Raw genomic sequence first — 15,323 nt, forward strand, 5'->3', positions numbered from 1 at the left:
TGATGTAAGTCTCAAATAATTAGTCGTAGCTTAAAATTAAGGAAATAATTCCTTTTATTTTTCCTACGATCCGCGAAACTGCTGGTTTGGAGCTATGCGATATCCCTATGGGAAGCCGCTACACGTCTTCAGCGCACGTTGAGCGCAAGCATTGCTCCTTTCACAGCAATGTGAGCCAAAATAAAGCAGATCAAGTAGACCGCAAAGAATCATAGTTTTAGATTGCCTTTTAGCAACCTAACTGCTGTGGGATCTATGGTCTGCAAGAAGTGGTATTAGACAATAAATTATTTGTCTGTAGAGAGTTTTATATCTATAGGTAATTTTACCATAGGAAACTACAGCCATCAAGAAAGTACTTGCTTGGCTGAGGTTCTACTAATTTTATGGAATTTTATATTCGTTTAGAAAAGTGCTAGTAGAACAATGATTTACGGAAGTATACCTATGATGATTTTTATTTTAGCGTCTGGATATTTGTTCACAGTCTACCTGTTATTAGCACTAGCGAAGCGAACGGGTACAAAGACTGTTCCGACAAGTTTCCCTTCATCTACCGAAGGAAAACACAAGCAGGAGATATCAGTAAGGGCAAAGGTGACTGAAGCAGTCAATAGTCAATAGGCATTGGGCATTGGCAAATGACCAATGACCAATGACTAAGGACAAATTAGCTTTATTGGAGTTGGGAAATAGCGGTATCAGTGAAGCAAACCTCTTCAACCATTGGGGTATAGCCTAGCCACTGCACTCCTGACTGGGAAAACTGTTTCGGACAACCGCTAACGGCGAAGCGAGTTGGCAGTGGTAGGTGGGTATTTTTTAAGCCTAGTAAGTCTAGCTCTTGGGCACAAGCTGCCACAACATGAACAGCTGGGTCAACCAGTTGGACTTGAGCGGGGAGGAGCGATCGCAATACTGGTGTAAGGTGGGGATAGTGGGTACAGCCGTGAACTAAGGTGTCAATTTCCTGCTCTAATAAAGGCTCTAGGTAGGCTCGTGCTACTTCAGCAGTGTAGGGGTCGTGAATCCGGTTTTGCTCGATGAGTGGCACAAACTCTGGACATCCAACTTGCCAGACTTGGACATCGGGGGCAATTTCGAGTATGGCGTGCTTATAAGCATTACTTTTAGCCGTAGCTGGAGTGGCAATTACACCAATCCGCTTTCCTTGCTGCACGGCAGCTTTTGCACCTGGTAGAATTACTCCCAAAATGGGTATGTTGAATTCTTGACGCACAGTTTCAAGGGCCAGGGCAGAACTGGTGTTGCAAGCCATAATTACCATTTTTACCTGTTGCTGTTGTAGCCAGGTAAGAATTTCGCGCGTAAATTGTAAAATTTCTGCTTGTGAACGAATTCCGTAAGGAAGTCGAGCTGTATCCCCAAAGTAAATAATTGATTCATTGGGGAGTTGCCGATATAGTTGTCGCAGTACCGTCAGTCCACCTACACCACTGTCAAAGATGCCAATTGGGGCACGTTGGGGTTCTTGAGCAGAAAAATTGTCAAGATTCGCTTCAAAGATCGAAGATGAATACACAGGCAGATATTAATTTAGGTTTTGGGATTTAAAATACAGAATTTAGCAGACAATCTACAATTTGACTACTAAATTCTGGATGCCAAAAAAGTCTAAATACCACCTTTTAATGAGTAATTTGTACTATATCAATTAGCGCTGTAAGTATTTTAGGATGCCTTGAGCGATCGCTTCTGCCATCTGATTTTGATACTCTGGTGTTCCCAATCTAGGGTTATCTTCGTAACCAGTCATATAGCCTGTTTCCACTAAAATCGAGGGCATAGAGCTTTTCCTGAGAACGTAGAATCTAGCTTTGCGGGTTCCTCGGTCTTTAATGGTAGGGATGTTTTGGAGAATGGAATTGCGAACTACTTCAGCTAAAGCATAACCACTATCATAATAATATACTTCTAACCCATTGACATTAGGACGATTATCAACCGAATTAGCGTGAATGCTGACAAACGCAGTCGCATTAACTCGCTCGGCAATTTCTACCCGTCCCTGAAGTTCTACGAAAAAGTCAGCATCCCGCGTTAGCACCGCTTGTACACCATTTTGCTCTAAAATTGCTGCTACCCTTTTACCAATAGGCAGTATTACATCCTTTTCTAAAAGTCCGCCCAGACCTGGGGCACCTGAGTCTTTTCCACCATGTCCTGGGTCAATCACTACTAGTAATTTCCCTTTCTTGACCGAGGGGCGCGGCTGTGGCTGGGAGATAGGACGGGGATTATCTGTGGGGTTTGGGAATTGACTTTGGTTTGGCGATGGCAGAGGAGGTAAAGTAATAGGGGGTGTGACGCTACCAGAACGTTGTAATTCTAAAGCCAAAAGCTGGTCGCCAACTTGATTGAGTTCCCCAATTTGTACTCCGGCTGCTGGTTGAACCAAGACGACGACAGTATTGGATTCTTGTGGTTGCAGGCGGATTCGCAGGATAGGACTATTAGCATCAAAAGTCGGGCCTGTAACCTTGGGAGCTAACCGAGCATTGTTGATGGTGATGCGGAACAGACCAGAAGTTCTATCCCAGCCTCCTGTAGCAGATAAAGCTTGGTCGCCTCTAATCAGTAGTTGTGTACCATTACCAGCCAATTGCACAGACTCAATTGTAGCAGGTGAGGTGTTAGTAGATGGTATAGGGGGTGGACTATTACCTCCAGGCAATTGGGCAACGCCACGACTGGGCAGAACCACAAAACCACCAACACTGCTAGTGGTTGTTCGCCAATTTTGACTATTTTCATCCACCTCTAAAGTCATGCGAACAACAGATGGGCTTGTTTGTAGTTGGCTGAACTGAATGCGGCTGACACCATAGCGATTAATCGGTAAATCGCGCTGCCCTAGATTTGGTGATAAAGTAGCGCCAGCAATATCAATGTTAATTGCCCTCTGATCGTTACTACGATTTACCTGAATCTGAGGATTACCACCATTGGTACGGATGAAAAAACCATCGCCTGTGACTTGTAAATTCTCAATTTGAGTAACTCTGGCGGCAAGCATTCCGTTTTTAGGCGGATTGACAGGGCTTGCCGTCACCACGTTGTAAATATTTCTTGGGGGGAACACTGTTGGAGATGTTCTCGGTGAAGTCTCTGTTGCTATAGCTTGTTCTTGTTGCCCCCCAGTATTTGAGGGTACATTTTCAGCTACTGGCGTAGGTAATTGCACCATCCAGCGTTCACGAAGTGTCCCCGCAGGGGATTCGCCAGTTCTGCCAACAAATTGTACTGCCTTGGGGTCAAGAGTATAACCAGGAGTCAATTCCACGACTATGCGCGTTGTTTGTTCGTCAAACTGCCCAACACGGATAGCACGAATTCCTCCGCCCACCTGTTGGGTTAACTGCGGACGCCCAAATGTGGTTCCTGGCAAATCAATTACTAAACGAGTGGGGTTAAAAATTAATTGTGCTTGGGGTTGCACATCCCCCAAAGTATTAATTTCCAGACGATTTTGGTTGGTATCAAAACGCCAAGATTGGAGTCTCGCGGCCATTGCCGGCGACGACAGCATGAAGATAGTTCCAATAGTACTGGATAGTAACCAGTGTAATTTCACAGTCGTTTCTCCTAATTCACATTCATGGGAGCCGTCAACATCTCAACATATTGGCAAATCCTCACACCGTCACCGCGCACACTTGAGTTTTGCGCTGGTATTAAGACACAGCTAATGGCGTAAAATATAGCATGCTCCTCTGATTTTGCCATGCCATCCATTAGTCCATATAAATTTGACTGGGAAAGCATCAGATGACAATAACAAAGAAGCTACTCCTGTCGCGCCGCAAGAATACTTAAATTGTTTTACTACTAAATTTGGATAAAAATGGTAAAGATTAGATATATTTACTCAATAATTTCGACTAAATTACTTATTGTCTCTTTAGATACTGAAGGATGCCACGAGCGATCGCATCTGCCATTTGATTTTGATAAGCTGAGGTTCTGAGTTTAGCGTTATCATCTCGACCAGTCAAATAACCTGTTTCTACAAGAATAGAAGGCATGGAACTTTTTCTGAGGACAAAAAATCTGGCTCGCCGCACTCCCCTATCTCTGACATTTACATTTTGAAGAATACTGTTATGGACAGTGCGAGCTAGACCCAAACCACTGCCGTAATAATACGTTTCTAAGCCACTGACATCGGAACGACCTGGCCCAACTGCATTAGCATGAATGCTAACAAAGACATCAGCATTCGCTCGTTCTGCTAATTGCACCCGTCCCGGAAGGGTAACGAAATAGTCAGAATCCCGCGTCATAACTACTTGTACGCCATTTTGCTGCAAAACCTGAGCTATTCTTTTGCCAATAGACAAAATAATATCCTTTTCGCGTAATCCCCCAAGACCTACTGCTCCAGGGTCTTTACCGCCATGTCCTGGGTCAATGAGGACTACTACTCGTCCATTGGTAAGCGGGCGTTGTGGTTGTATTAGGGGCTGGGGATTGGGATTGTTTGGGTCTGGGAATGACCCCCGGTTTGGCGGTGGTAGCCCAGGTAAAGCAAAGGCGGGTCTTCCGGGGAGGGCGACAATTCGCCGAGAGCCTTGTATTGGTACCAAAAGCTGGTCACCAATTTGTCTGGGTTGCCCAAGTTGGACTCCGGCTGCTGGTTGAACTAAAACAACGACTGTGTTGGGTTCTTGGGGTTGCAGACGTACCCGGAGAATGGGGCTATTGGCAACAAAAGTAGGGCCTGTGACTCTGGGAGCTAACTTGGCATTGGTAATTGTGACACGGAACAGACCTGAGGATCTATCCCAGGTTCCGGTGGCAGATAAAGTTTGGTCGCCTCTAATTAGCAGTTGTGTGCCATTATCAGCCAGTTGTACAGACTCTATTGTTGCTGGGGAGTTGTTAGCAGATGGTCTGCTGGGAAAGGAGGGTGGTTGTGACTGATTGTCAGAATTATTATTTCCAGGCAATCTGACAATACGACTTGGAAGAACTACTAATCCAGCACCGTTACTATTACTTGCTCCCCAGTCGGGGCTATTTTTGTCTACCCGTAAAGTCAGGCGAACGCCAGGAGGTTGGGTTTGTAGCCGGATGAATTCGACGCGGCTAATACCATGTTTGTTAACGGGGATATTATTCTGTTGCGTCAGACGTGGTGATAAAGATGCGTCAGAGATGTCCATGAAGATGGTAGCGCGATCGCGGCTCCGAATTACCTGAATCGGAGGATTACCACCACTGGTGCGAATGAACAACCCATCGCCTGTTACTTGTAAGCTCTCAATTTGAGTCGCCCCTCGTGTAGTAGTGGCAACCCTTGAAATACTAGGTTGTGGCTCAGAGTCTGGGGTAACAACAGTGTAGGCACTTCTGGGAGATAAAGTAGGAGATGAGGCTACTCTATCCACTTCTGGTCTAGGTAATTGCACCGTCCAGCGATCGCCAGTTGTACCAACAAATTGCACTCGTTTGGGGTCTAAAGTATAGCCAGGAGTCAGTTCGACAACTATACGAGTTGTTTCTGTATCAAACTGCCCAACCCGGATCGAGCGAATTCCACCGCCCACCTGTTGGGTTAGCTGCGGACGCCCAAATGTAGTTCCTGGCAAATCAATTACCAGCCGAGTCGGGTTGAAAATTAGTTGTGCTTGGGGCTGAACTGCTCCCAGAGTATTAATTTCCAACCTATTTTGATTGGCATCAAAGCGCCAAGATTCAAGTCTCGCGGCCATTGCCGGCGACGATAGCATGAAGATAGTTCCAATAGTGCTGGGTAGTAACCAGTGTAATTTCACAGTCGTTTCTCCTAATTCAGGTTCATGGGAGCCGTCAACGAAGAGGCAGGGGGAAGGGGGCAGGGAGCAGGGGAGACAAGGTGACAAGGTGACAAGAGGTGAGAACTTGCAACAAGTCTTCCCCCTTGTCCCCAATTCCTCTTCCCCCAGCAAAGCTGTACCCTGCCCCAATTCTTCTTTTCCATCTCCCTTGCTCCCTGCTCCCTGCTCCCTTGCCTCTTGTTCAATATCTCAACTCATTGGTAAATCATCACACCGTCACCACCTAAACTTGACCTCTGATGCCTTTTTTGATTTTTTAAGCTGGTATAAAGACGTGCTTAGATCAGTTATCAGGTTTCATATTGGGACTAAATCCCCATGTGAAGTTTTCCACCTTTAGAGGTAGGAACTTTGACTCCCAAGGAAGCTAGAAAACTAATAACTGATAACCGTTCACTGATAACTGTTTTTTGTTTTTCGCCATCAATGTACTAAATAGATAGTTCCCATTCCTGTCAGATGATCTAGCAAAATTTATGGGTGTTGCTCCCCAATTACTTGGAAAATATTCAAATAAAGGCTCACAAGCCAAGGAAGATTGGAAATAAATAACATTCCGAATGCTGGTAGAAATTATAAACAGAGGATTATTCTACAATCACACGGGACGGAAATTTAAGGAGAGAAGTTTCCACTGCATAATTGGGAGATGAGGGGGATGAGGGAGATGAGGGAGAGTTATTGAACAAGTTTCTTCCCATTCCCCATTCCCCATTCCCAAAGATTAGCGATCGCTAGATTCTGGGGTTACTTCCAAATTGCCACTGTCATTTGATGCTGGCACTCTTGACTGAGGTGGTTCAATTACCAACGAAGTTCCAGAGGAACCATCTAAAATCAGTTGGTCTGAGCCTGAATCCACAGTTTTTGGATCTGGAAATACAAATCGTAACAAAGGAGGAGCTAAAAAGGTTGTCAAGATAACCATCATGATGATTGCTGCCCCTAACGGTTTCGAGAGAGCGCCACTGGCTGCGCCGACACCAGCAAACACTAATCCAACTTCCCCTCTGGGAATCATCCCCACACCGATCGCTAAACGGTTGATTTCCGGTTGACCAAACACGCTTAAGCCTGTGATTACTTTACCGAGAATGGCTACTGTGATCAGGAAAGTTGCCATAATTAGACCTTCCCGATTATCGGGAATTGCTGGGTTTAAAACTCCCAAATCGGTTTTTGCCCCAACAGTCACAAAGAAAATTGGCACTAACATATCGGCAATCGGACAGACTTGCGTTTGCAGTTCTTTGCGCTTCTCTGTCTCTTCTAGAACTAAACCCGCCGCAAAAGCTCCTAGAATTGCTTCTAAGTGGATGACGGCCGCAAGGTATGCCATAGCAAAAGCGAAGATGAATGCTGGTATTACCAATCCACCGCGTGTTTTGAGTCTATCAGCGATCGCTACAAAGGACTTGTTGAAAACATTGCCTAGTAGGATTGCTCCCAAAATAAAACCAGTGGCGCTGATAATCAAATAAATGACTTTGCTTACATCCACCACGCCATCTTTAGCTAGGCTAGCAACTACTGCTAAAACGATGATTCCCAAAACGTCGTCAATTACGGCAGCACCCAAAATAATTTGCCCTTCTTTAGAATTGAGTCGCCCCAATTCTGACAGCACCTTAGAAGTAATCCCAATACTAGTGGCAGTCAAAGCCGCCCCTGCAAAAATTGCGGGTATAGCAGCAATACCAAACAAAGTCATCAGTCCGACAGTACCAGCTGCAAAGGGTACTACTACCCCCACTACTGCTACGACGGTGGCTTGGATACCAACTGCCATTAAGTCTTTTAAGTTCGATTCCAAGCCGATTTCAAACAGTAGGATGATCACACCCAATTCTGCCAAAACCGAAATGACCTCAGACTGCGCTGCAAACACGGCTGGAGTAGCTTCAGGCGTTAAACCAGCAGTGATTTGAAGGAAGGACATGATCAAAGAGTTAGAACTGCCTGTGCCGCCTTCTGGAAATACCAAAAGGTGAAAAACAGAGATGCCAACTACCACACCACCTACGAGTTCGCCTAAGACAGGCGGTAAACCCACTTGGTTTGACAACTCTCCACCAACTTTGCTGGCGAGATAAACGACTACTAAGCTTAGTAACACTGCTGCTACTACCATTGAACTGTCTGCGGCTTCTGTTGCGGTAGCCAGCAGAGGAAAAGAGAAGTTGATTGGATCTAACAAATGCATGGGTTCTCTGAAAATCCTTCTCTTTGATTTTGACGCGTTTCTGAAAAACGTCTATCTATGGAGACGTTATTGGCAACTTCTAAAACTTAATTTGTGCCATTTGTCAACTCAATCAAGCGCTGCCAGAAAACTTCTCAAACCGGGACTACAGAAAGTCTAGGAAGTCATAGTCTATGAATTTATTTTTGAATTGTTAAGAGGATGTTTTATTTGGGCTAGTGTGACGGTTTGCTGTACTCTTCCTAATCTCCAAAAAGGTTAGTGTAATTTTTTTAGTTTCCAAAAATGTAACCATTTCAGCTTTTGACTATGGCAGTGTCAAAGTAAGAACATACAAATCGTATCTAGCCATCGCACTTGAGTTGTGAAAAACTTGTGGTTACTGTTGACTCTTAACAGCCACCAGAAGATTGCTACATACGTTGATTAAAAACATCTGTGGATACTTTGAGGAGTGCAAATCTTATGACTAGAGCCGCTTTATCTGGTTCTCAGTTTCCCAATACTAAATTGTGGAAAATACTGCCTTTAGCTTTGCTATTATGTTTAAATATTACACTGCCTGCCTTGGCACAAGAAAAAGAGAAATTGTGGCGAACCCTTAGTGTCAGTGGTCGTGGAGTTGAAACAATTCCTACAACCCTGGCGCAAGTAAGTTTAGGAGTGGAGATTCAGGGGAAAACAGCTCAGGAGGTACAGCAAGAAGCCGCCCGGAGGTCATCGGCTGTAGTTGCGTTTCTCAAGAGCCAAAATGTCGAAAAATTACAAACTACTGGTATCCAGCTTAATCCAGTTTACAGCTACACCAATAATGTGCAGCGAATTACAGGCTATGCTGCCAATAACACCGTAAGTTTTAGGATTCCTACCGAAAAAGCTGGTACATTATTGGATAATGCAGTGAAAGCGGGTGCGACACAAATTAACGGTATTAGTTTTGTTGCTAATGATGAAGCGATCGCGGCTGCTCAAAAACAAGCATTAAAAGAAGCTACCCAAGATGCCCAGCAGCAAGCTGATGCTGTTTTCAGTGCCTTGGGTTTCAAATCCAAAGAAGTAGTGAGCATTCAAGTTAATAATGCCAGTGCGCCTCCACCACCAATGTTTTTAAGGGCTGAGGCTTCAAAGTTAGCCAACGCCGATGCTTCCACCCCTATCGTTGGTGGTGAACAGCAAGTAGAAGCATCGGTGACATTGCAAATTAGTTATTAGTCATTAGTCATTAGTCATTAGTCCTTTGTCATTTGTGAGGGCAAAGGACTAATAATCAATGTTCAATGCCTAATTAAAAATGCTCTGAAGACATATCTCCTGTACCGCCTTCTCCATCGCGCTTAGAGCCTAATAAATCCAGTTGATCTACTCTAATAATGGGTGTAGAACGGTTTGCCCCCGTTTGGCGATCGCTCCATGTGTCAAACTTTAAGGAACCTTTTATGCCAATTAGGCTTCCCTTACGCACATAATTACCTGCTACCTCAGCCGTCTTATCCCATAATTCCAGCGTGAACCAGTCGGGTTCATCGCTGTTGCGCGATCGTCTTTTTACAGCTAGTGTCAATCTACACTTAACACTACCAGATTCAAAATATTTTATATCAGGGTCGCTACCTACACGACCAACAAGAGTGACAATATTGATACTCATGTGCGTTACCTTTTAGTACATGCGTACTTAGTAATTTAGACTTTCATCATAGCGAATTGTGAAACACTTGAAAATAATGTGTTAAACAGTTAACAATATAGTTGACTTGAAAAAGTATACATACTACTTGGAGAAACACATAAAAGTATAGGAATATACTTAAGCTAACCATAAAATATCAATAAATAGAGACGTGAGACATAGTAAATATTCCTGGGAATCATATAAAAATATAGTCTAGTTTATTGAACTCAGGATATAAACATAATCGAATCAACTCTTACCGTTGTAGTCAAGAAGTATCGCACATAGGGGGCTTAGAGACGCGTGGGTATTTTTAGGAACTTTCGCACATCATGGGACATGGGTATCGACCTCGGTACCGCTAACACCCTAGTTTATGTATCTGGTAAAGGTATTGTACTGCAAGAGCCTTCTGTAGTTGCTATCGATGTCAACGAAAAGGTTGCACTAGCAGTAGGAGAAGAAGCCAAAAAAATGCTCGGTCGCACACCTGGAAATGTGATTGCCCTCCGCCCTTTGCGGGATGGTGTAATTGCTGACTTTGATATCGCCGAGCTGATGCTGAAAAGCTTTATTGGGCGTGTAAATGAAGGTAGGTCTTTGATTTTACCCCGGATTGTCATTGGTATTCCCAGTGGTGTCACAGGAGTAGAAAGGCGAGCTGTAATGGATGCAGCTCATCAAGCAGGAGCAAGAAAAGTTTATTTAATCGATGAACCTGTAGCTGCGGCCATTGGTGCAGGATTACCTGTTGCCGAACCCACTGGCAACATGATTATTGATATTGGTGGTGGTACAACAGAAGTTGCGGTGCTGAGTCTTCAGGGTACAGTGATTAGCGAATCAGTACGCATTGCTGGGGATGAACTGACTGAATCGATCATTCAGTATATTAAAAAAGTTCATAACTTAGTCATTGGTGAACGTACTGCCGAGGACATCAAGATTCGGATTGGTTCTGCCTATCCTACTAATGATGATAATGACGCGATTATGGAAGTCCGAGGTTTACACCTGCTTTCTGGTCTTCCGCGAACTGTAACAATCAAAGGCGCAGAAATCCGTGAAAGTATGTTGGAACCGCTATCAGTAATTATAGAAGCTGTGAAGCGGACACTAGAACGTACACCTCCAGAACTGGCAGCAGACATTATTGACAGAGGTATTATGTTAGCTGGTGGTGGTGCTTTGCTCAAAGGCATAGATAGCTTAATTAGCCATGAAACGGGGATTGTGACCCACATTGCCGCCGATCCTCTCTGCTGTGTTGTGCTGGGAACAGGTCGTGTGTTAGAAAACTTTAAACAGTTGGAACGAGTTGTCACCGAAAGCTCTCGCAATATGTAGCAAAAATATCAGATTTGAGTTCTATCTGAGTTCTATTTGGGTTTTATATAAATAGAATCCAAGTAGAACTTAATTGTTTAAGTATATAAAGGTATATATGGTTACGATACAACGTTGGTGGGATCATAAAGGGTTACAAATCGGGTTGATAGCTCTAGTAGTTGGTAGTGCTTGGATATTGCGACAAACTCAAGGTGCACTGGTGCTTGAGACATACCAGGCAATTACCCGTCCGTTAGAGATGTTGCAGTCAGGGCCAACTCCAGAAGAACGTCTTAGAGATGCTCGGATATTAGAATTGCAAACCCGTATAGTAGATTTGGAAAGTCAAAAGACAAAGCTACAAGATTTATTAGGCTATGTGGAAAAAGAGCCATTGGCATCACGGCCAATTCCAGCACGGGTAGTAGGACGTAGTGCTGACCAGTGGTGGCAACAAGTTACCCTGAATCGCGGTGCGAATGCAGGGATTCAGGAAGGCTTCATAGTCAAAGCAGAAGGCGGATTGGTGGGTTTGGTGGAAAGTGTAACTCCCAATACTAGCCGCGTGTTGTTAATCAGTGATCTTAAGAGTCAAGTGGGTGTATCAGTTAGCCGCACAGCAGCTAAAGGCGTTTTGCGTGGGGATTCTTCAGCAGAAGCTGTGCTGGAATTTTACGAAAAAGTCCCAAATGTCAAAGTAGGAGATTTAGTTTCCACATCTACTTATAGTCAGAAATTTCCATCTGGTTTGGCAGTAGGACGAATCAAGTCGCTGGATTTAAAAAAACTTCCCGCATCAGTAGCGAAAATTGAGCTTTTTCCGCCAATTCGCTCTCTCGATTGGGTAGCTGTTTATCCAAAGCTAGAAAACCAAGAGTCGGAAACCCAAAAGTCTAAGTAAATTCTTCAAAAAAATCCATAGAAAAATGAAGATTCCTGCATTTGGTGGTAGCAGGCCGAAAAAGCCAAAATTGTCAGAGCGAAAATCGAAATTCCGAATCCAGCCACTTTCTCGTTGGCATCCCGGTGTACGTCAGTTGTTGAGTTGGATAGTGACGGCTAGTTCTGTACTGTTATGTTTACTGTTATTGCCAACGCGCCTGCCGGGTATGGAATTATTAGGAATTGCCCCTAACTGGCTGTTAATTTGGGTAGTAGCTTGGAGTGTGAAGCGCACGGTGTTTGCCGGAGCATTGGCAGGTATAGTTCTGGGGCTACTTCAAGATTCAATGACATCACCTAACCCTACTCATGCTCTTAGTTTAGGTATAGTGGGAATTTTAACTAGTCTCCTCCAGAAGCAGCGTTTTATCGAAGAAGATTTTATTTCGATTGCTGTAATTGTCTTTGTTATGGCAGTTTTGGCAGAAACTATTTTTGGGTTGCAATTAACTTTGATGGGAAATGAGCGCAAGGTAACAGATATTTGGACATATTACCAGCGTGTCGCCTTAGCCTCTGCCATTCTTAGTAGTCTGTGGGCACCTGTGGTGTATTATCCGCTAAATCGTTGGTGGCAGGGGATGAAATTGCTGGAACAATAGGAAAGGGAGCTAGAAGTTAGGAAGGGGATAGGTTACAGGTGAGAGTAAATGAAATTATCGTCTCTACGCTGTAACCTACATCTTTATAGAATTTGGCCAATCTCTGGCAATATGGATTCAAGCTACATTCAATCAAACAACACCGTATCATGGTAGTTAGTAGCATCTATGTCTGATGCTTTCTTTTTTGCCTTAAAAAAATATCAGGTAAATCATCTTCTGATTTCCTGACGGCAGAATATGGAAGCTTTGACTGATTAACCTAGTTGGAGAACGCTGATGTCGAAAGAAAGAAAAAGTAATAAAGAAGTTAAAAAACCTAAAAAAGATCCCAAAGACAAAAAGGAGAAAAACGACCCAAATAAATAGGACGATTTAGGTAAATAGCTCTAGCTAAGACCAAGAGTTGCATTTCTTTAAATTGACAATACTTAGCCTACTAGCATTGAATAGGAGAAGTTATTGTCAAAAATTTATTCACCCTTGGTCAAGCCTCAAAATCTAATAATTTAGGTTAGTGCGTGCGATTGCAACTTAATTAGGCAGGCGTAAACTTTAACGAAACACCGTTCATGCAGTAGCGCTTGCCTGTGGGTGCAGGGCCGTCATCAAAAACATGACCCAGATGACCACCACAGCGACTACAATGCACTTCAGTTCTGGTCATAAACAACGACCGATCTACAGTAACCGCGATCGCACCTTCAATCGGGTTAAAGAAGCTAGGCCAGCCAGTACCACTGTTAAATTTAGTATCAGAGGTAAACAGTGGCTGTTCACACGCAGCACAATAATAAGTACCATTGTCGTATTCTTTATCCAATGGGCTGGTGTGAGGGCGTTCAGTCCCGTGTTTACGCAATACATTAAACTGTTCTGGCGTTAAAATCGTGCGCCATTCCTCTTCAGGTTTAGTAATTTCAAATCCACTTTTAGAAGTTGTCATCTCTTCTGGCCCCCATTTGATATACCTTGATAACAATGCTGTGCCGACTATTACCGCACTAGCCTGTAAAAAATACCGTTTGTCCATATATCTATTATTTTCTATTTTCCGGTTAAGTGGGCAATCAACTCTAGTACGGGATTCCCTACATTCAAGTTTCTCTGGCCCGTCAAAGAGGGACAGGTTTTGCGTAGTAAAACTTCCAACTACCGATCAAAAAGACCTATGGAAGCGGAACCCGCTACTGAATTAGCCATTGTGTATTGATGGCAATCCGCTTTTTTGGTCAATTTAGCAAGTATTTTAGATATAAGGCGTAAAAAAATAAACTGAATCAAAGCGATGTCTAACGACTTGCCGCAAGGCGTCTACGCTTCTTATTTTGCATCTATTGTCGGTGAAGAAAATGCTGTTTGCCTTTGGGAAAATATCGAACTAGGGCAGCAAAAACTTATCCAACAGGCGATCTCTAAGGAGAAGCCCTTCGGGTTCGCAGTCGCTCATGGGGGAAACCCCCAAGACCGCGCTGGCTCACCGCAAGGCGTCTACGCTTCTGGAAATTCTCCCAGTTGTATCGTCTATCCCCGCACTCAACAACAGTTAGCCGCAGTCATCGCTACAGCTCACACTAACAACTGGCGTGTCCTCCCCTGTGGTAGTGGCAGTAAACTTAGCTGGGGCGGTTTAGCTAAGGGCGTTGATGTTGTAGTTAGTACAGAACGCATGAACCAACTGATTGAACACGCTGTTGGTGATTTGACTGTCACGGTAGAAGCTGGGATGAAGTTCTCTAATTTGCAAGCACTTTTGGCAAAATCGCGGCAATTTCTCGCTCTTGACCCCACAACACCAGAGTCAGCAACCATTGGCGGTATTGTTGCCACAGGTGATACAGGTTCTCTGCGGCAACGTTATGGTAGTGTGCGCGACCAGCTACTAGGTATTACCTTTGTACGTGCTGATGGCCAAGTCGCTAAAGCTGGGGGAAGAGTAGTCAAAAATGTTGCCGGATATGACTTGATGAAGTTGCTTACTGGGTCTTATGGCACATTAGCCTTTATTAGTCAACTAACTTTCCGCGTGTATCCGCTACCAGAGGCATCGGGGACGGTGGTACTAACGGGTAATGCAGAGGCTGTATCTCAAGCGGCTGATATCCTTCGAGGTTCGGCGTTAACACCAGTTCAGGCTGATTTGCTATCAACTAAACTGGTTTCCAGCTTAGGTTTGGGCCAAGGACTGGGATTAATTGCCCGCTTTCAAAGTATTAGTGAGAGTGTTAAGGAACAGTCAAACCGAGTTTTGGAAGTTGGGCAAAAGTTAGGTTTAGATGGGGCAATTTTTGCCGAGGGTGATGAGGCTAATCTATGGCAGAGATTGCAAGAACGAATCCATACTAGTGCCACAGAATCTGTAATTACTTGCAAAATAGGAGTGTTACCTACTGCTGCCGTGGAGATTTTAAATCAGGTGGAGTTGGGTTTAATTCATATAAGTAGTGGTTTGGGTTTGTTACAATTAAAGGATAAAAATCAAGTTTTGAAAGTGCGCGATGAGCTACGCTTTGCTGGGAGCGATGCCTACGGCGGGCTGCGCCTACGCACTCAAGCGAGTAGTGGTTTTTTAACAATTCTGTCAGCACCAGTGGCGGTTAAAGAACAAATAGATGTTTGGGGTTATACGGGCAATGCTTTGCCGTTGATGCGCCGTATTAAGGAACAGTTTGATAGTAAGAATATTTTAAGTCCTGGGCGGTTTGTGGGTGGAATTTAGTTTTAAGAAAACGAAC

General features: G+C 44.1%; 12 protein-coding genes. 6 read left to right on the forward strand and 6 right to left on the reverse strand.

Features of this window, described 5'->3' with window-relative positions; genetic code table 11:
* Positions 1-426 precede the first annotated feature (426 nt).
* On the forward strand, positions 427-624 hold the full coding sequence (locus LC653_RS16390) for a hypothetical protein (RefSeq protein ID WP_229483934.1): 198 nt from the start codon (positions 427-429) through the stop codon (positions 622-624).
* A 52-nt stretch (positions 625-676) separates the two neighbouring features.
* Here LC653_RS16390 and murI read toward each other — a convergent pair whose 3' ends face one another.
* The 4 genes from murI to LC653_RS16410 all read right to left on the reverse strand — a co-directional run bounded on the left by murI (position 677) and on the right by LC653_RS16410 (position 8,043).
* Positions 677-1,543 (reverse strand): glutamate racemase, encoded by an 867-nt coding sequence (gene murI / locus LC653_RS16395; RefSeq protein WP_229495474.1) that lies wholly within the window; start codon positions 1,541-1,543, stop codon positions 677-679.
* A 132-nt stretch (positions 1,544-1,675) separates the two neighbouring features.
* Entirely contained in the window at positions 1,676-3,595 is a 1,920-nt protein-coding gene (locus LC653_RS16400; protein ID WP_229495475.1) for an N-acetylmuramoyl-L-alanine amidase, read from the reverse strand.
* A gap of 316 nt (positions 3,596-3,911) precedes the next feature.
* Positions 3,912-5,798 (reverse strand): N-acetylmuramoyl-L-alanine amidase, encoded by a 1,887-nt coding sequence (locus LC653_RS16405; RefSeq protein WP_229495476.1) that lies wholly within the window; start codon positions 5,796-5,798, stop codon positions 3,912-3,914.
* A gap of 766 nt (positions 5,799-6,564) precedes the next feature.
* Positions 6,565-8,043: a cation:proton antiporter gene (locus tag LC653_RS16410; RefSeq protein WP_229495477.1), complete on the reverse strand. Its 1,479-nt coding sequence runs from the start codon at positions 8,041-8,043 to the stop codon at positions 6,565-6,567.
* A gap of 465 nt (positions 8,044-8,508) precedes the next feature.
* Here LC653_RS16410 and LC653_RS16415 point away from each other — a divergent pair, with 465 nt between their 5' ends.
* Complete coding sequence (locus LC653_RS16415; RefSeq protein WP_229495478.1) at positions 8,509-9,255, forward strand: SIMPL domain-containing protein; 747 nt, start codon at positions 8,509-8,511, stop codon at positions 9,253-9,255.
* Between the two features lie 73 nt (positions 9,256-9,328).
* On the opposite strand, the gene LC653_RS16420 is transcribed toward LC653_RS16415, so the two are convergent.
* On the reverse strand, positions 9,329-9,691 hold the full coding sequence (locus tag LC653_RS16420; RefSeq protein ID WP_100900435.1) for a single-stranded DNA-binding protein: 363 nt from the start codon (positions 9,689-9,691) through the stop codon (positions 9,329-9,331).
* A 363-nt stretch (positions 9,692-10,054) separates the two neighbouring features.
* Here LC653_RS16420 and LC653_RS16425 point away from each other — a divergent pair, with 363 nt between their 5' ends.
* From LC653_RS16425 to mreD, 3 genes are all read left to right on the forward strand, one after another.
* Complete coding sequence (locus LC653_RS16425) at positions 10,055-11,062, forward strand: rod shape-determining protein (RefSeq protein WP_229495479.1); 1,008 nt, start codon at positions 10,055-10,057, stop codon at positions 11,060-11,062.
* Positions 11,063-11,159: 97 nt separating this feature from the next.
* Positions 11,160-11,945, forward strand: a complete 786-nt coding sequence (mreC, locus tag LC653_RS16430; protein WP_229495480.1) for a rod shape-determining protein MreC — start codon at positions 11,160-11,162, stop codon at positions 11,943-11,945.
* A gap of 25 nt (positions 11,946-11,970) precedes the next feature.
* Positions 11,971-12,588: a rod shape-determining protein MreD gene (mreD, locus tag LC653_RS16435; protein ID WP_229495481.1), complete on the forward strand. Its 618-nt coding sequence runs from the start codon at positions 11,971-11,973 to the stop codon at positions 12,586-12,588.
* 538 nt (positions 12,589-13,126) lie between these two features.
* Here mreD and msrB read toward each other — a convergent pair.
* Positions 13,127-13,621 carry a peptide-methionine (R)-S-oxide reductase MsrB gene (msrB, locus tag LC653_RS16440; RefSeq protein WP_229495482.1) on the reverse strand — a complete coding sequence of 165 codons (495 nt, stop codon included), beginning with the start codon at positions 13,619-13,621 and terminating at the stop codon, positions 13,127-13,129.
* Between the two features lie 255 nt (positions 13,622-13,876).
* Between msrB and LC653_RS16445 the strand changes: the two genes are divergently transcribed.
* Positions 13,877-15,307, forward strand: coding sequence for an FAD-binding oxidoreductase (locus tag LC653_RS16445; protein WP_229495483.1), 1,431 nt, complete (start codon positions 13,877-13,879; stop codon positions 15,305-15,307).
* The last annotated feature ends 16 nt before the right edge of the window (positions 15,308-15,323 follow it).

The sequence above is a fragment of the Nostoc mirabile CHAB5784 genome (assembly GCF_020829645.1).
GTDB classification, from domain to species: domain Bacteria; phylum Cyanobacteriota; class Cyanobacteriia; order Cyanobacteriales; family Nostocaceae; genus Nostoc; species Nostoc mirabile.